The 16,943-nt window shown below is 73.2% G+C and carries 15 protein-coding genes; 8 read left to right on the top strand and 7 right to left on the bottom strand.

Features of this window, described 5'->3' with window-relative positions:
* Positions 1–102: 102 nt before the first annotated feature.
* Positions 103–1,353 carry a uracil-xanthine permease family protein gene (locus ABD126_RS15545; protein WP_343934521.1) on the top strand — a complete coding sequence of 417 codons (1,251 nt, stop codon included), beginning with the start codon at positions 103–105 and terminating at the stop codon, positions 1,351–1,353.
* Here ABD126_RS15545 and ABD126_RS15540 read toward each other — a convergent pair.
* Genes ABD126_RS15540 through ABD126_RS15525 form a run of 4 tightly spaced genes read right to left on the bottom strand, consistent with a single transcriptional unit; the run spans position 1,350 to position 4,632 of the window.
* Positions 1,350–2,369, bottom strand: coding sequence for a quinone-dependent dihydroorotate dehydrogenase (locus ABD126_RS15540; RefSeq protein WP_343934520.1), 1,020 nt, complete (start codon positions 2,367–2,369; stop codon positions 1,350–1,352). The genes ABD126_RS15545 and ABD126_RS15540 overlap by 4 nt on opposite strands.
* Before the next feature lie 10 nt (positions 2,370–2,379).
* Positions 2,380–3,174 (bottom strand): Fpg/Nei family DNA glycosylase, encoded by a 795-nt coding sequence (locus tag ABD126_RS15535; RefSeq protein WP_343934519.1) that lies wholly within the window; start codon positions 3,172–3,174, stop codon positions 2,380–2,382.
* On the bottom strand, positions 3,161–3,796 hold the full coding sequence (locus ABD126_RS15530; protein WP_343934518.1) for a LysE family translocator: 636 nt from the start codon (positions 3,794–3,796) through the stop codon (positions 3,161–3,163). The genes ABD126_RS15535 and ABD126_RS15530 overlap by 14 nt, the downstream gene beginning before the upstream one ends.
* Entirely contained in the window at positions 3,793–4,632 is an 840-nt protein-coding gene (locus ABD126_RS15525) for a ParA family protein (protein WP_343934517.1), read from the bottom strand. Before ABD126_RS15525 ends, ABD126_RS15530 begins: the two co-directional genes overlap by 4 nt.
* A 34-nt stretch (positions 4,633–4,666) precedes the next feature.
* Between ABD126_RS15525 and ABD126_RS15520 the strand changes: the two genes are divergently transcribed.
* Positions 4,667–5,389, top strand: a complete 723-nt coding sequence (locus tag ABD126_RS15520) for a class I SAM-dependent methyltransferase (protein ID WP_343934516.1) — start codon at positions 4,667–4,669, stop codon at positions 5,387–5,389.
* A gap of 115 nt (positions 5,390–5,504) precedes the next feature.
* A complete protein-coding gene (locus ABD126_RS15515; protein ID WP_343934515.1) occupies positions 5,505–6,080 on the top strand; it encodes a sigma-70 family RNA polymerase sigma factor in 576 nt (191 codons plus the stop codon).
* Here the strand turns inward: ABD126_RS15515 and ABD126_RS15510 are convergent.
* A complete protein-coding gene (locus tag ABD126_RS15510) occupies positions 6,061–7,368 on the bottom strand; it encodes a glutamine synthetase family protein (RefSeq protein ID WP_343934514.1) in 1,308 nt (435 codons plus the stop codon). The two genes, ABD126_RS15515 and ABD126_RS15510, sit on opposite strands and share 20 nt — an antisense overlap.
* A gap of 38 nt (positions 7,369–7,406) precedes the next feature.
* Between ABD126_RS15510 and ABD126_RS15505 the strand changes: the two genes are divergently transcribed.
* The 5 genes from ABD126_RS15505 to ABD126_RS15485 all read left to right on the top strand — a co-directional run bounded on the left by ABD126_RS15505 (position 7,407) and on the right by ABD126_RS15485 (position 12,535).
* The gene (locus ABD126_RS15505) at positions 7,407–8,501 is read left to right on the top strand and encodes an amidohydrolase family protein (protein ID WP_343934513.1); all 1,095 of its coding nucleotides are present in this window, start codon (positions 7,407–7,409) and stop codon (positions 8,499–8,501) included.
* A gap of 38 nt (positions 8,502–8,539) precedes the next feature.
* Positions 8,540–9,817 (top strand): DNA polymerase IV, encoded by a 1,278-nt coding sequence (locus ABD126_RS15500; protein WP_343934512.1) that lies wholly within the window; start codon positions 8,540–8,542, stop codon positions 9,815–9,817.
* A gap of 60 nt (positions 9,818–9,877) precedes the next feature.
* Positions 9,878–10,519, top strand: coding sequence for a Crp/Fnr family transcriptional regulator (locus ABD126_RS15495; protein WP_343934511.1), 642 nt, complete (start codon positions 9,878–9,880; stop codon positions 10,517–10,519).
* 83 nt (positions 10,520–10,602) lie between these two features.
* Positions 10,603–10,860 (top strand): hypothetical protein, encoded by a 258-nt coding sequence (locus ABD126_RS15490; protein WP_343934510.1) that lies wholly within the window; start codon positions 10,603–10,605, stop codon positions 10,858–10,860.
* Positions 10,861–12,151: 1,291 nt separating this feature from the next.
* Positions 12,152–12,535, top strand: a complete 384-nt coding sequence (locus ABD126_RS15485; protein WP_309116618.1) for a DUF3040 domain-containing protein — start codon at positions 12,152–12,154, stop codon at positions 12,533–12,535.
* Between the two features lie 707 nt (positions 12,536–13,242).
* Here ABD126_RS15485 and ABD126_RS15480 read toward each other — a convergent pair.
* Positions 13,243–15,678 (bottom strand): transglutaminase TgpA family protein, encoded by a 2,436-nt coding sequence (locus ABD126_RS15480; protein ID WP_343934509.1) that lies wholly within the window; start codon positions 15,676–15,678, stop codon positions 13,243–13,245.
* Positions 15,678–16,943, bottom strand: coding sequence for a DUF58 domain-containing protein (locus ABD126_RS15475; protein WP_343934508.1), 1,266 nt, complete (start codon positions 16,941–16,943; stop codon positions 15,678–15,680). Before ABD126_RS15475 ends, ABD126_RS15480 begins: the two co-directional genes overlap by 1 nt.

Genomic DNA, 16,943 nt, shown 5'->3' with positions numbered 1-16,943 from the left:
GTGTGATTATCAGACCGTTATCTGGCCTCGCCCACTACATGGCGTGGCAGGATCCGTTGGTCGGACAACGGCGTTCGGCCTGGTCGCCGGGGAGGGCATTGAGTGGCGTTGTGGACCGTGCACGGCGATGGGCGCACCACCGACGGTGACGCCATCGCGCCCGAGGAGCGGCTGAGCTGGCCGCTCACCATCGGCTTCGGTGCCCAGCACCTGGCCGCCATGGCCGGCGCCACGATCCTCGTCCCCGCCACCACCGGTCTGCCCGTCAGCACCACCCTGCTCTTCTCCGGCGTGGGCACGCTGCTGTTCCTGCTCATCACCCGCAACCGGGTCCCCAGCTACCTCGGCGCGTCCTTCGCGTTCATCGCCCCGCTGGAAGCCGCGCGCAGCGAGGGCGTCGCCGCCCAGCTCGGCGGGGTCGTCGCGGCCGGCCTGCTGGTGATCATCCTCGGCGTGGCGGTCAAGGCCCTGGGCGTCCGGCTCCTGGAGTCGGTGATGCCGCCGGTCGTGACCGGGGCCGTGGTGATCCTGATCGGCCTCAACCTGTCCCACCGGGCCACGGACTCGTTCTCCGAGCAGCCGCTGCCCGCCGTGGTGACGATGGGCATCATCCTGCTGTGCGGCGTGCTGGGCCGGCGCCTGTTCTTCCGGTTCTCGGTGCTGCTCGGCGTGGTCGTCGGCTGGGTCCTCGGTTTCGTGCTGGGCGTGGTGAACACCGACGCCGTCGGCAACGCCGCCTGGGTCGGCCTGCCCGACTTCCACGCGCCGGAGCTGCGCCCGTCGGTGACGCTGCTGGTCTTGCCGGTGGTGATCGTCCTGGTCGCGGAGAGCGTCGGCCACGTCAAGGCGGTCGGCGGCCTGACCGGGCGCAACCTCGACGGCAGCGTCGGCGACTCGATCATCGCCAACGGCCTGTCCACCACGTTGGCGGGTTTCGGCGGCGGCACCGGCACCACGACGTACTCGGAGAACATCGGCGTCATGGGCGTGACGAAGGTGTACTCCACGGCCGCCTACGCGGTGACCGGCGTGTTCGCCGTGCTCCTGGCGTTCTCCCCGAAGGCGACCGCGGCCCTGGCCACCGTCCCGGCGGGCGTGGTCGGCGGCGCGACGCTGGTCCTGCTCGGCCTGATCAGCCTGGTCGGCGTGCGCATCTGGATGGACAACCGGGTGGACCTGACGAACCCCGGCAACGCCCTGGTCGGCGGCGCGGCCCTGGTGGCGGGCGTGGGCGACCTGACGTTGAAGCTGGGCGACCTGGAACTGGGCGGCCTGGTGTGGGGCTCGCTGCTCGTGGTGATCCTGCACCCGATCATGCGCTGGCTGCGCGCCGCGCGCCCCGCCCAGCCCTAGAGCGCCTTCACGATCCGGCGCACCAGCCCCGGGCCCTCGTAGATGAACCCGGTGTAGACCTGCACCAGGCTCGCCCCGGCGTCGAACATGGCCTTGGCGTCGTCCGCCCCGAAGATCCCGCCCACGCCGACGACCGGCAGCTTCCCGTCGGTCTCCCGGCTCACGAACCGCACGACCTCGCGCGCCCGCGCGGCCAGCGGACGGCCGCTCAACCCGCCCGCCTCGCCCGCCCTGGGCTGGTCGGCCGGCGCGAGGCCGTCCCTCGACAGGGTGGTGTTGGTGGCGATCAACCCGGCCACCCCGTGCGCCGCGCACACCTCCAGCACCTCGCCGATGGCCTGGTCGGTCAGGTCGGGCGCGATCTTGACCAGCAGCGGCTTGCGCCGGCCCGACCCGGCCAGCTCGCCGGACGTCTCGTCCAGCGCGGACAGCAGCTCGGTCAGCGCGCCGCGGTCCTGGAGGCTGCGCAGGCCCGGCGTGTTGGGGGAGCTGATGTTGACCGCGAAGTAGTCGCCGTGCCGGTACAGGGCGCGCAGCGAGGCGCGGTAGTCCTCGACGGCCTCCTCGACCGGCGTCACCTTCGACTTGCCCAGGCTGATGCCCAGCGGCACCGACAGCGGCCCGAGCCGGTCCAGGCGGTTGGCCAGTTCCAGCGCGCCGTCGTTGTTGAAGCCCATCCGGTTGATGATCGCCTCGCTGTCGCGCAGGCGGAACAGGCGCGGCTTGGGGTTGCCCGGCTGCGGGTGCCGCGTCACCGTGCCGACCTCGACGAACCCGAACCCCAGCGCGCCCCACGCGGGCAGCGCGCGGCCGTTCTTGTCCAGGCCGGCGGCCAGGCCGACCGGGTTGGGGAACCGCACGCCGAACACCGTGCGCTCGGCGGCGGGCTTGCGGCGCACCGCCTTCGCCAGCGGGCTGACGGCGCTCAGCGCCCGCAGGGTGGTCTCGTGGATGCGCTCCGCGTCCCCGCCGTGCATCCGGAACAGGACGTTGCGCACCACGCTCTTGTAGACCACGGCGGCAACTCTAAGCGATCGGGCCCGGTTGGCAGCGCGGGCACCAGAACGTCGGCCGCTCCTGCACGCCCGGTCCCTGACCGGCCACGCGGATCTTGGTGCCGCAGCGGAAGCACGGCCGGCCGGTCCGTTCGTACACCCAGGACTCCTTGCCGCGACCCATGAACCCGGTGGTGTTGCGGAAGACGGTGTTCGCGTTGGCCAGCAACAGCTTCCGGCTCAACTTGACCGCCTTCGCGGCGTCCACGTCGGACACTTTGGTCCACGGCGAGGCGCCCATCAGGAAGCACACCTCGCACTTGTAGACGTTGCCGACGCCGGCCATGATCCGCTGGTCCAGCAGCGCCTGGCCGATCTCCTGGTCGGGCTGCGCCGTGAGACGCCTCACGGCCTCCGCCTCGGCCTCGGGGGTCCAGTCGCCGAGCAGGTCGGGCCCGAGGTGACCCACCAGGGTGTCCTCGCGGTCGGTCGGCACCAGTTCCAGGTCGTGCAGGTTGAACCCGACCGCGAACCGCTCCGGGACCTCCAGCAGCACGCGCACCTGGTGACCGGGCCGCTTCCAGCGCTCGCCCGGCCGGTACAGGTGCCACGAGCCGTCCATGCGCAGGTGGCTGCGCAGCGTCAGGTCGCCGGAGAACCGGGTGAGGATGTGCTTGCCGACCGTCGCCACCTCGCGGACCTCCCGCCCCGCGAGGTCCACAGTGGACAGGCGCGGGTGGCGCAGTTCCGCCCGCACGAGCGTCTTCCCGGCCAGCGCCTCGTCGAGCCGCCGGCCGGTCAGGAAGACCGTGTCACCCTCGGGCACCGGTGTCGAACGCCACCTTCAGGCCGAAGCCGACCAGCACGGACGCGGTCAGCCGTTCCGTCCACCGCCGGACGCGGGGCCTGGTCAGCGCCACGGCCGCCCGCCCGGCGAGCCACACCACGCCGATCTGCCACACCTGCCCGAGCCCGACGTGCACGCCGACCAGCAGCGCCGCCCACCCGGTCGGGTCCCCGGCGGTCGGCAGGAACTGCGGCAGCAGCGACAGGTAGAACACGCCGATCTTCGGGTTGAGCAGGTTCGTGGTGAACCCGACCCGCAACGCCTGCCCCGGCGTGATCTCCGGGACGTCCGCGGGCCGCTCGACCCTCCGCCCCCGCCACGACCTCCACAGCGCCGACCCGCCCAGCCACAGCAGGTAGGCCGCGCCCGCGTACCGCACGACGTCGTAGGCGAAGCGGGACGCCACGAGCAGCGCCGTGAGACCCGCGATGCTCGCCGCACCCCACACCAGGCAGCCCAGGGTGGTGCCGAACCCACCGACGATCCCGGCCTTGCGCCCGCCGCCCAGCACCATGCGCAACAGCATCATGGTGTCCAGGCCCGGCGTGATGGTCAGCAGCAGCGCGGCGACCGTGAACGCCAGCAGGGCGGTCGTGCTCACGCCTCCACCGCCTCCTGGATCTCCTCGTCGTCGAAGTCGGCGTGCACCGGCCGGCGGCGGCTGCGGCTGATCCGCAGTATCCGCGCCAGCAGCAGGTTGAACGCCAACGCCACCTCCCGCGCCCCCGGGGTGCCCCATTCGTGGATCGGCATGCACGCGCCCTGCGCCTGCTGCACCGCGAGCCGGTCCGGCAGCGCCACCGGCATCACCAGCGGGCCGAAGATGTCGCGCAACTCGTCGATGCGGAACTGGTGCTCGTGCGAGCGGGGCCGGACCCGGTTGACCACGACGCCCAGCGGCTGGAGGTCGGCGTTGTGCGCGCGCTCGGACTGGACCGCCTCGAACGCCCGCTGCACGCCCGCCACGGCGAACATAGTGGGCTCGGTCACCAGCAGCGCCCGGTCCGCCGCGACCAGCGCCGAGCGGGTGAGCTGGCCCAGCGACGGCGGGCAGTCCAGCAGGACCAGCTGGTAGGGCTCCTCGTCCTCCTCGGCCAGCACCCGCAGCGCCTCGCGCAGCCGCCCCAGCCGGGACTCGCCCGGATCGGGGTGGTTGAGCAGCTCGGCGTCCTCGGACCCCGAGAGCACGTCCACGCCGTCACCCCAGGCGCTGGTCGAGACGGCCGCGCGCAGCTTGTCCACCGTGGGCTCCCGGAGGACGTCGTAGATGCTGGCGTCGGTCTCTTCGGGCTCCAGCGTCGAGGTGGCGTTGCACTGCGGGTCCAGGTCGATGACCAGCGTCCGGACGCCGCGCCGGAGCGCGGCCGACGCGAGACCCAACGCGACCGTCGTCTTGCCCACGCCACCCTTGAGGCTGAGCACCGCCACCGTATGCACGGGGTGCAGCCTACGGTCTCTAGGCTCTACGTCCATGCGACCGGACGCCGTACACAGGGTGCTCGACACCGAGCTGGCCGCCGCACGCGACCGCCGCGGCGGCGAACCCCCCAGGGTGCTCGACGTGGGCGGCGGCAGCGGCGTGTGGGCCGTGCCGCTGGCCGTGGCGGGCTGCACGGTGACCGTCGTCGAGCCCAGCCCGAACGCCCTGGCCACCCTGGACCGGCGGGCGTCCGAGGCGGGCGTCCTGGACCGCATCACGGCCATCCAGGGCGACACCGACGCGTTGGACGCGGACGCCTCGGCCGACCTGGTCCTGGGGCACGGCCTGCTGGAGGTCGTGGACGACGCCCCGGCGGCCCTGGCGGCCCTCGCGGCGGCGGCGGCCCCCGGCGCGGCGGTGTCCATCCTGGTGGCGAACCGCTACGCGGCCGTCCTGCACCGGGCCATCGCCGGCCGCCTGGTGGACGCCCGCAGGCTGCTGGACGACGAGGCCGGCCAGCTGGCCGGTTCGCGGGAGCCGGTCCAGCGCCGCTTCGACGTGGCGGGCCTGGAGGCGCTGGTCCTCGACGCGGGCCTGAAGATCGAGCTGCTTCAGGGGCACGGCGTGGTGGCGGACCTGGTCCCGGGCGCGGTACTGGAGGCGAACCCGGGCGCGGCGGACGCCCTGGCCGAGCTGGAACTGGCCGCGGCCACCCGCCCACCGCTGCGCGACGTGGCCGCCCGCCTCCACGTCCTGGCCCGCAAGCCGGCCTGACGGCGGCCATCCGCCCACCCGGGGCGTCGAACTTGCGGTAGAAACGCGGGAGGCAACCGCCGCCTACCCGCGAGGAGCCCGCAGTGGGAGACCCGCACTTAGCCGAGGCCGCCTGATGGCCGACACCCCCGACCTCGACGACGGGGTCCGCAGGGCCGTCGCGGGCGACCGCACCGCCACCGCGTGGCTGCTCGGCGCCGTCCGCCCGCTGGTCGTGCGCTACTGCCGCGCCCGCGTCGGCCGCCAGGAACGGTCCTTCGCCTCCGCCGACGACGTCGCGCAAGAGGTCTGCGTGGCCGTCCTCACGGCGCTCCCGACGTACAAGGACCACGGCCGCCCGTTCCTGGCCTTCGTCTACGGCATCGCCGCCCACAAGGTCGCCGACGCCCACCGCGCCTCCCTGCGCAACCGCGCCGACCCCGTCCCCGAACTGCCCGACGCCCCTACCGACGAGGACGGCCCCGAGCAGGCCGCCCTGCGCGACGAACTCGCCCGCCACGTCGCTGAACTGCTGAAAGTCCTCCCCGAGAAGCAGCAGGAGATCCTGCTGCTCCGCGTCGTCGTGGGCCTGTCCGCCGAACAGACGGCGGCCGTCGTGGACTCCTCGCCGGGCGCGGTCCGGGTCGCTCAGCACCGAGCGCTGTCGCGGCTGCGCAAGGAGATGTCCCGCTTCAGTGCCGCCACCGGGTGACGCGCGCGACCTCCTCGGGCGACGCGCCGGCGAACCGGGCTACCTCCCCGCGCCGCACGTCCACGATGGTCGCCGCGAACTCCGGGCCGAACGCCTCCACCAGCACGTCATCCGCCTCGAACGCCCGCACCGCCTCCTCCAGCGACCGCGGCAACCGGGGCACGCCCGCCACGTGCACCGGGTCCACGTCCACCGGTTCGGGCAGCCGCAACCCGTCCACGATCCCCGCCAGCCCGGCCGCCAGCGTCGCCCCGACCACCAGGTACGGGTTGCCCGCGAGGTCGTAGCACTTGACCTCCAGGTCACGGCCCTCGACCACGCGCAGCGCCGCCTCCCGGTTCTCCACGCCCCACGCCGCGAACGCCCCCGCCCAGTGCGACGGCACCAGCCGCAGGTAGCTGGCCACCGACGGGCAGCCGACCGCGCACAGTCCCGGCAGGTGCCGCAGCACCCCGGCCGCGAACGACTCCGCGTCCGGCGCCCCGGCCAGGTTCCGCCCGTCCCGCCACAGGCTGACGTGCAGGTGACCGCCGTTGCCCACCCCGTCCGCCACGACCTTCGGCGAGAACGACGCCCGCAGCCCGTGCCGCGCGGTGATCGCCCGGACGGTCTCGCGCACCAGCACCGCCGTGTCGGCCGCGTGCACCGGGTCCTCCGGCGCGGTGGACACCTCGAACTGGCCCGGCGCGTACTCCGGGTGGAACTGGAGCACCTCCACGCCCTGCTCGCCCAGCGCCGCCACCAGGTCGGCGCAGTAGTCCGACAGCTCGACCTGCCGGGTGTGGCCGTAGGCGGGACCGGTCGCGGCGGGCACGAAGTCGTCGGTGCCGGGCTGCCCGACCGCCCACTCCACCTCGAACCCGGCGCGCACGTCGTAGCCGTGCACGGCCATCCGGTCGGCCATCGCCCGCGCGAAACCGCGTTCGTCCTGCGGGTGCGGCACGCCGTCCCGGTCGTGGCGGTCCGCCGGCGCCCACGCCCAGCCCGGCTGGCCCGCCAGCACGGTGATCCGGTCCAGGTCCGGGTGCAGCCGCAGGTCGCCCACCGGGCCGCCGGCGTGCCGACCGGCCACGATCGAGTCGTCCAGCAGGAAGGCGTCGAACACGGGGGACGCGCCCACGCCGTGCGCGGCGGCGTCCGGGAGTCTGCGCAGCGGCACGGACTTCACGCGCGTGATGCCGCTGTGGTCGACCCACGTGATCGCGACGAGGATCACGTCCCGGTCGGCGAGGTCGTCCACGAGGTCGGCGGCCCGGTCGTACCGGCGTTGCCGTTCGTCCGTGTCCATGAGGTGCGTGGTTACACCAGGTCACTACTCTTCAACAAGTGGAGCCGCTGCTGCCTTATGTGGCCGAGTTGAACCTCGTGGACCACCACTGCCACGGGGTGCTGCGGGACGACGTGGACCGCACCGGGTTCGAGGAGTTGCTGACCGAAGCGGACGTGGTGAGCCCGTGGGGCACATCGCTGTTCGACTCGGCCGTGGGCCTCGCGGTGCGCCGTTGGTGCGCCCCGTTGCTCGACCTGGCGCCCAACGCGCCCGCCGACGAGTACATGGCGCGGCGGCTGTCCTTGGGAGCCTCCGAGGTGAACCGGGCGTTCCTGGTCGCGTCGGGCATCTCGGTGTTCCTGGTGGACGGCGGCCTGTGGCCGGAACGGTTGTCCGGGCCGTCGGTTTTCACCGGATCACGTGAGTTCCCGGTGCTGCGGCTGGAGCGGTTGGCCGAGGAACTCGTGGGGGACGGGCCGAAGGCGTTCCCGGACGCGGTCCGCGCCGCGCTGGAACGCGCGCCGGCCGTGGCCGCCAAGTCGATCGCCGCCTACCGGGTGGGCCTCGACCTGGCCCCCGAACGGCCGTCCGACGCCGAGGTCGTGGCCGCGTGCGAGCGCTGGGCCGGGAACGGGCGGTGCGCGGACGAGGTGCTGTCGCGGTTCCTGGTGTGGGAGGCGCTGGAGCGGGGCCTGCCGGTGCAGTTCCACGTCGGCTACGGCGACCGGGACGTCACCCTGCACCGCGCGGACCCGTCCCTGCTCACGCCGCTGCTGCGGGCCACCGGACCGCTCGGCGTGCCGATCATGCTCCTGCACAACTACCCGTTCCACCGCACCGCCGGGTACCTGGCGCAGGTGTTCCCGCACGTGTTCGTGGACGTCGGGCTGGCCACCCACAACGCCGGCCACCAGGCCGGACGGGTGCTCGCCGAGGCGCTGGAGATCGTGCCCTACGGCAAGTTCCTGTTCTCCACGGACGCGTTCGCGCTGGCCGAGCTGTACCACCTGGGCGCGCTGTTCTTCCGGCGCGCGCTGTCGGACTTCCTGCTCTCCGCCCTGCGCAGGCATGCTTTCGCGGAGGCCGACGCCGTGCGCATCGCTCACCTGATCGGGTGGGAGAACGCGCGTCGGGCCTACCGTTTGGACTAGACTGTCGAACAAGCGTTCGGACCGGGGGGGGGGGGGTCATGGGCCGCAGCGCGAACCTGCCACGCGGCCTGGTCGACCGGTTCCGGGCGCGGGGCGACGTCTGGCCGGACGACACCGGCTGCTCGATGCTGCACGTCGACATGGACGCCTTCTACGCGTCCGTGGAGATCCGCGACAACCCGGAGCTGGCCGGCAAGCCCGTGGTGGTCGGCGGCACGGCCAACCGCGGTGTCGTGTCGTCGGCGAACTACCTGGCGCGCGAGTACGGCGTGCGCTCCGCCATGCCCACCTCCCACGCCCGGCGGCTCGCGCCGCACGCGGTGTTCGTGATGCCGAACTTCGCGCGCTACCAGGAGGTGTCCCGGGGCGTGATGGCGATCTTCCGCGACATCACCCCCCTGGTCGAACCGCTGAGCCTGGACGAGGCGTTCCTCGACGTCAGCGGCGCGCTGCGGCGGCTGAAGGCGACACCGGCCCAGATCGGGGCGCTGATCCGCCGGCAGGTCGAGGAGGCCCAGGGGGTCACCTGCTCGGTCGGCGTGGCGCCCACGAAGTTCCTGGCCAAGCTGGCGTCGGGCATGTGCAAGCCGGACGGGATGATGGTGGTGCCGCGCTCCGACGTGCTGGAGTTCCTGCACCCGCTGCCCGTGTCGGCGCTGTGGGGCGTCGGCAAGCGCACCGCCGAGCAGCTCGACCGCGTCGGGCTGGAGACGGTGGCGGACGTGGCGGCCACCCCGTTGCCCCGGCTGCGCCGCGTCCTGGGCGTGGCGCTGGCCGAGCACCTCCACGCCTTGGCCCAAGGGCTGGACGACCGGCCCGTGGTGCCGTCCACCAGGGAGAAGTCGATCGGCGCGGAGGAGACGTTCGAGGTCGACCACTACGACCGCGAGGTGCTGCGGCGGGAGCTGCTGAGGCTGTCCGAGCGGTCGGCGGCCACGCTGCGGCAGCGCGGGCTGCGCGGGCGCACGGTGTCGATCAAGGTGCGGTTCGCCGACTTCACCACCATCACGCGGTCCAAGACGCTGCGCGTGGCCACGGACGTGACGCGCGAGGTCTACCAGACGGCGTCGACCCTGCTCGACGAGCAGGTGCCGCCGGGCGCGGTGCGGCTCATCGGCGTGCGCATCGAGCAGCTGGTCGAGGGCGACGACGGCGAGCAGCTCATGTTCGACGCGCCCGAACGCGGCTGGCGCGAGGCCGAGCAGGCCGCCGACCAGGCGCGAACACGCTTCGGCCGGGCGGCCGTGAAACCCGCGTCCCTGCTGTCCTCCGCCCCGGCCCAGCCGAACCTGCCCGAACCCAAACCGGACCGCTAGGCGCGCCGTTCGGGTGGTCGTGCCGGACAGCGGGGGCGATCATGGGCCACCCTGTCGGGCGTGGACCGTTTCTGGGGTCTCCTCACGCCCGCCGAACACGCGGTGCTGGCCGCGACCGGCACCGAGCGCGACTACGCCAGCGGAGCCGTGGTGTGCCACGAGGGCGAGGTCAGCCGGCACGTCCTGGTCGTCCTGCGCGGGTTGCTCCGGGTCACCGCCGCCACCGCCAACGGCGGCGAGAAGGTGCTGGCCGTGCGCGGCGCGGGCGACATCGTGGGGGAGCGGTCCGCGATCGACGGGCGACCCCGGTCGGCGACCGTGCGCGCCCTGGTGGACGTGCGGGCGCTGGTGCTGACCGACACGGCGTTCGCCGACCTGTGCCAACGCCGGCCGCGCATCGCGTGGGCCGTGCTGACGGTGGTCGTGGCGCGGCAGCGGGACACCGACCGGCAGCGCATCCAGTTCAGCGGCACCGCCACCCAGCGCGTCGCGGCCGTGCTCATCGACGTGGCGCTGCAACGCGGGATCGCCGACCAGGGGGCCGTGTCGCTCAGCCAGGAGGAGTTGGCGGGCATCGCCGGGACGTCCCGGGAATCGCTGGTCCGGGTGCTGCGATCACTGCGCGAACAGGGCATCATCAGGACGGGTCGAAAGAAGATCGACATCCTCCAGGTGAGCCGGCTGTACGACCTGACCACCTGAATTCTCCCGTTGTGCGTCATCTGACGCAGAAGGCGTCCGTCATTCCCCTTACAAATGAGCCATGACGAGCTGAAGGGGGAGAGATGAACCGAAACGAGGAACCCGCCCGGTCGCGCCGCCGCTTCACCGAACGCCTTGCCTGCACCCTGGTCTTCACCGCCGTCCAGCTGTGGGCCGCCGCCGTGATCGTCACCCAGTTGGACACGAACGGCCTGGTCGCGATGGCCGTGGCCCTGGTGCTGTCGGGTGCGCTGGTCGCCGTCCACGACGCGTGGCAGACCGTGCGGGCGGGGCGGCGAGCGCTGGACGAGAAGATCCGCGAGGACCTGGTCCGGCTCTAGCGGGCCACACGGCGGCCGACGAGGGGCGGCCGTCGTCTCCCAGAGGCCTTCTGCGGGCGGTCGGGTCCGCAGAAGGCCTCTTCGCTCGTTTGTCCACAGGCCCGGAGTTGTCCACAATTCGGCTTTCGCTGCTCGCCGAGTCCGTCGTCGGGCCCGATCGTGGACCCATGCACACCAAAACCCGAACCACGATCACCGTAGAAGCCCTGGCCACCCTGTTCCCGCACCAGGTGGCGACCGCAGGCGACCTGATCACCCTGGGCCTGGACCACGAGGAGTTGGTGACCAGACGCCAGTCCGGCGAGTGGCAACTCCTGCTCCCCGGGGTCCTCCTCCTGACCCGAAAACCGGCGACCCGCCGCCAATGGGTACAAGCAGCCCTCCGCTACGCCGGCCCGGGCGCGTTGCTCACGGGTCTGGACGCCCTGCACCTGCACGGCCTGCGCACAGTCCCGGCAACCGGCCAGGTCCTGCTCCTGACGCCCCGCCCGATGGAACCAACAGCCGAGGTCAAGGCCCTGCGCCCCCGAACGACGGTTGAGCCGTGCCTACGGGCGGGCTTCCCCACGGCCCCCCTGCTGAGGGCGGTGGCCGACACCACAAGGCACCTGACGTGCCCGCACGCGCGCCGAGCAGTCCTGAGGGACGCGGTTCACCGAGGCGGCATCCCACCGTCAGACCTGGCCCGCCTGCTGTCAAAACGAGGGGAAGAAATCAAACACTTCCTAACCACCCTCACCCCACCCCCACCACCCCCCACCCGCACGTCCACCCACCCGCGCACGGCACCCCACCCCCGCACGTCCACCCACCCGGGAAAGGCACCCTCCCCACCAACGCCCACCCCACCGACCAAGCCAACCCCTCCAACCAGCCCCGCCGCCCCAACACCCTCACCGCCACCGCCACCGCCACCGGTGCCATCGCCGCCGGTGCCATCGCCGCCGGTGCCATCGCCACCGTCGCCGGTGCCGCCGCCCCTCCCACCCTCCGGTACTTCGGAGTTCCGAATAATGTCGGCGGGCGCGGACGGTCGGGCAGGGGGTTGACAGTTGACCTTGGGTGCCGCCGGCGACTCCGGGCCGGTCCGTTTCGTGACCTCACGAAGGTCCTACCGTTGACCCGTGAGGATGATGGTGACCGAACGAACCGCTTAGGGGCGCGGACTGGGTAGTCGCCAAGCCTCGCGAATCGTATCCTGGTTGTGACGCCCCCAGGGTGGGGCGTCCGCCGGGACCGGCGGCAACCGTGAACACCCGGCGCCCGCGACCGCTGTGCCGGAGGAGGAGCCATGCCACTCTCCGAGCACGAGCAGCGACTGCTCGACCAGATCGAGCGCGCGCTCTACGCCGAGGACCCGAAGTTCGCATCCACTGTGCGCGGCGCCAAGCTGCGCAAGCCGTCCCGACGGCGTCGCATCCAGGGCATCGCGCTGTTCGCCGTGGGTGTGGCTCTGCTGGTGACGGGTGTGATGTTGCCGAAGCTCGCTGGTATCCCGGTGGTGAGCGTGGTCGGCTTCTTGTTGATGTTCTTCGGCGTGCTGCTCACCGTGACGACGCTGCGTCGTGGTGACCAGGGTGCCGACGAGCCCAGCGAAGAGGGAAGCCGCCCCAGCCGCAGCTCGTTCTCCCAGAAGATGGAAGAGCGTTTCCGTCGTCGCCTAGAGGACGAGTAGGAAGCCATTGCCCCCACGGCCCGCCCTCACCCGAGGGCGGGCCGTGCGGCATGCCCACCCACCGCCACCACCCCTAACCACCCCTACCGGCGGCGCGCTCAACACATCACCCAATCGAGCGACATACAGGATCCGCGACCAAACCCCATCTCACGCGTCCCGTAAACAAGGAGCGCGGCACAACGGCACCCCCCACCAAGGCCACCACCCCAGCCACACCCCCACCCACCCGCGAACACCCCAACGACCACCCGCCGCCAGCCTCCCAGCTGCCCCTCACCGCGACCCGCGCCACGCCGCCACCCGCGCCACGCCGCCACCCGCGCCACGCCGCCGCTCGCCGCGCCCACTCGCCGACTTGCGCCACCGACTCGGCCCGCCGCCATTTGCTCCTGAGGTGTCGCCGCGAGCCCCCGCAGCGCACCGGCCGTCGAGCCACGCGAGTTCGCCCGCAATCCCGCCGAGCCGCGCCGCAGCGAGCCCGCGCGAAGCCGGCCCGCTTACTCGTCGCCCCCGCGCTACCGCGTGCCCGCTCCGCCGCTTGCCCCGCGTGCCGGTGCCCCGCGCCGCGCCTGACCCGCGTGCCGGTGCCCCGCGCCGCGCCTGACCCGCGTGCCGGTGCCCCCCGCCCCGCCCTGCGCCGTCGCGGTCCGCCGGCACCGCCTGCCGCGGTCAGCCGTCAGTCGTCGGCCGTCAGTCGTCAGCCGTCAGTCGTCCGTATCCGGCGGGGTGGTGGGTTGTAGGACTGAGCGGGGGAGGACTTTGGCTCGTAGGGCCAGTGGGGCGTTTCTCGTCATGCTCTTGCGGACTTCGTCCACCGCGCCGGGCAGGGTCGGGTCGGCGGCCGAGTTGGTGCTGTACCAGGAGCGTTCCACCGCCCCCACCACCGCGCGCAGGCCGTCGCGGCCCTGTTCGTCCAGGTTGTGGGCCTTCGCCATGCGGCGGGCGGCTACTCGGACCGTTTCCGTCGTCGGCACTCGGGTGCCCCGGTCCACCGACTCCGCCAGCAACTCCTGCCACGCGGCCCCGGCGGCGTCCGGGCCCAGGCCGGCGACGGCGCGCAAGCGTTCGCGGCGGCGCCATTCGCGTATGCCGGCCGGGATCGCGATCAGCACGGCCACCAACAGCGGGATGGCTATCCACCACGACATCAGGGCCACCAGCAGCGTCGCCATGACTATCCACGCCACCGCGGCCACGGTGGTGAGGAGGGGCCGCAACCAACGTGCCCTGCGAAGGTTGAGCGGGATGCGGGTGGCCTGGCGCGACAGCAGCAACAGGAGCGCGGTGAGCAGGACTCCGACGGTGGCGGCGACCAGCAACGTGACCATGTGCCACGTCGGGATCGGCGTCTCCCTCGCGTTCGGGTCGTCGCCCGCCTGGTCACCCGTCGTCGCGGTGGTGGTCGCGGCGGACGCCGAGGTCGTGGGGGCGGTGGTCGTGGTGGGGGCCGTCGAGGTGTCGGATTCGTCGCCGTCGACCTGGCGGCCGGCGATGTACGGCGGCACCACGCCGCGGCCGTCCGACAGCGGGGTCGGGTCGAAGACGGTCCAGCCGTAGTCCGGGAAGTAGATCTCCACCCACGCGTGCGCGTCCTGCGTCGTGATCGTCTGCGCGTCACCCGTCGGGAAGCCCGCCGTGAAACCCATCGCCACCCGCGACGGCAGGCCGATCGACCGCGCCATGATCGCCATCGCCGACGCGTACTGCTGGCAGAACCCGCGCTTGCCGGTCATCACGAAGTCGCGCAGCGCGTCGGACGTCGCCGCCCCGCCGGTGTCCGTGGTGTAGGTGAACCCCTGGGTGCCGTCGGTGAAGTAGTTGTAGAGCGCGGTGGCCTTGTCGAAGCCGTTCGGCTGGCTCCGGGTGATCTCGCGCGCGAGGTCCGCGACCTCGGGGCTCACCCCCCGCGCGTCCAGGTACACGTCCTCGACGTCCGCCGCGCCGTTCGCCCGCCGCAACGCGTCCGCCGGGGGCGTCTTGAGCACCGTCTCCAGCTTGTACGGCGCGGCCTTGCGCTGCCGGACGCTGTAGACCATCCCGCGCACCGGGTCGTACCGCCAGTTGTCCTCGACGTCCTGGATGCGCCGCGGTCGCCCGTACACCGGCAGCCAGTTGTCCAGCCAGTTCACCGGCTCGATGGTCACCGTGGTGACCTCGCCGTCGCCCGGGTCGCCCGGCTGCTGCGGCAGGTCGCCGTTCGCGGGCACGCCCGTGGACAGGTCGCCGCCCAGCTGCCAGCCCTTGTCCGGCACGTACTCGCGCAACGTCATCGCCCGCAGGTACGCCGCCTCCGGCAGCCCGCGCACCCGGAACATCTCCCGCGTCGCGCCCTGGTTGAGCATGCCGCGCAGCTCGGTCATCGGGTCCAGGCCCAGACCGTCCGCGCCGCCGCCGACCTCGTCGCCGCCGGGCAGCCGGCCGACCGTCCCGACCAGCGTGAAGCTCGCCCCGGCCAGCATCGCGACCACCACGGCCGCACCCGCGACCGCCGTCGCCGCCGGCCCGGAACTGCTCCCGCCCGGCCCGGGTCGCCGCCCGCGCCACGCGTCGTGCCGGTGCTGCCCGTCCACCGCCAGGAGCAGCGCGAACGCTCCCGCGCCGAACACGAACGTCCACACCGGCAGCATCTCGTCGGCCAGCGACGCCGGCACCGCGAACACGCACAGCAGCACCAGGCCGGACGCGGCGGGCGCGGCGGCCCCGACCGCCAGCAGGTCCACCAGCACGGCCACGAGACCGATCGCCAGCATCACCAGGCACCGGATGGCCTCGCTGTCGGCCACCGGCGGCACCCCGGTCTGCACCTCGGCGAACGCGTCGCCGAGCACGGTCATCAGGTCGCCCAGCGACTGCGGTCCGGGCAGCACGACCAGCACGCCGGTCCGGGTGAAGATCGTCACCAGCAGCGACATCAGCGCGAACACCTGCACCAGCGCGATCAGCGGGTTGGGCAGCCGCGTCTGCCGCAGCAGCACGCCCACGCCGACCACGACGGTGATCGCCACGGCCAGGTTCACCAGCCACAACACGCCCGCCACGACGCTGGACAACGCCGTCGCGGCGCACAGCGTGGCGAGGCCCGCGACGGCCGGTGTCGCGCTCACGACCCAGTTGCCCCGAGCGGCGGTACTGCCGGTCACTACCCCACCTCCGTGCGCACCACCGGGCCGCGGTTGCCCGCGCTGTGGCACAGCTCCTGCCAGACCTGGCCCATCGGCGTCGACGGCCGGGCGACCACCGCGCCCCAGCCGGCCGCCGCCAGCAGGCCACGCGCCTCCTCCGGGTCGGGCGCGGGGTCCTCGCCACCCGCCGCCCACGCCCGCACGTCCATCACCACGGCCAGGCTGCGCATGCCGCGCGGCCGGTTGCGCACCAGCGCGTCCACCACGGCCGGCGTGCTGCCGCCGAGCACCGCGATGACCTCCTGGCCCGCGCCCGGGTCCAGCCCGACCGCCGGTTCCCGCCGGTGCGACGGCTGGAGCGCGGCCAAGGCGTCGAGCACCACGGCGTCGCTGTGCCCGCCGTCGCCCGACCCGCCCGCCAGCACCCGCCCGTCGTCGCCGACCAGCCGCACCTGGTGCCCGAACCGGTGCAGGTGCAGGCACACCGACGCCGCGAACGACACCGCCCACTCCAGCGACGAGTTCGGCCCGGTGCCGCGGTGCGCGGTCAGCCGGTGGTCCAGCAGCACCGTCGTGCCGCCGCGCCACGGCCGTTCCTCGACGCGCACCATCAGCTCGTCGCGCCGCGCGGTGGACCGCCAGTGCACTTTGCGCAGGTCGTCGCCGTGCCGGTACGGCCGCACCACGGCGTCGTCCTCGCCCTGCCCGGCGCGCAGCCGGATCGAGCCGTCGTCGCCCGCGCCCATGCCGGACCCGCTGGGCAGCCCGGCCAGGCCCACCACGCGCGGCACCACGACCAGCTTCGAGCGGCCGGCCAGCTCGCGGTCGAACTCGGCCAGCCCGAACGGGTCGGTGATCCGCGCCATCAGCGGCCCGACCTGCTGGATGCCGCGCATGACCGGCTTCAACGGGTAGCGCAGCGCGGTCACCGTGTTGCGCGGCAGCCGCTCGACGACGAACCGCGGCCGGGCGCCCAGCGCGTACGGCACGGCGTCCTCCAGCAGCAGACCGCCGGTGGGCAGCCGGCCCGCGGAGCGCAGCTCGACCTTCACCTCGGTCGCCGCGCCCACCTGGACGCGGCTGGGGAACAGGAACCGGGACGCGTGCAGGCCCACGCGGGCCCGCTGCGCCAGCCACGCGGCCAGCACCGGCAGGGCCACCACGAACGCCGCGACCCGCAGCAGGTCCCGCTCGTTGAGCACGACCGCGCACAGGCCCGCCGCGAACCCGGCGGCGAGGAGGCAGCGGCCCCGGGTGGTCAGCCCGGACAGGGCTCCGCGCAT

Origin of the sequence: Saccharothrix mutabilis subsp. mutabilis (assembly GCF_039521145.1) — a bacterium.
GTDB lineage: Bacteria > Actinomycetota > Actinomycetes > Mycobacteriales > Pseudonocardiaceae > Actinosynnema > Actinosynnema mutabilis.
This window is presented reverse-complemented; position numbering and strand designations above follow the sequence as displayed.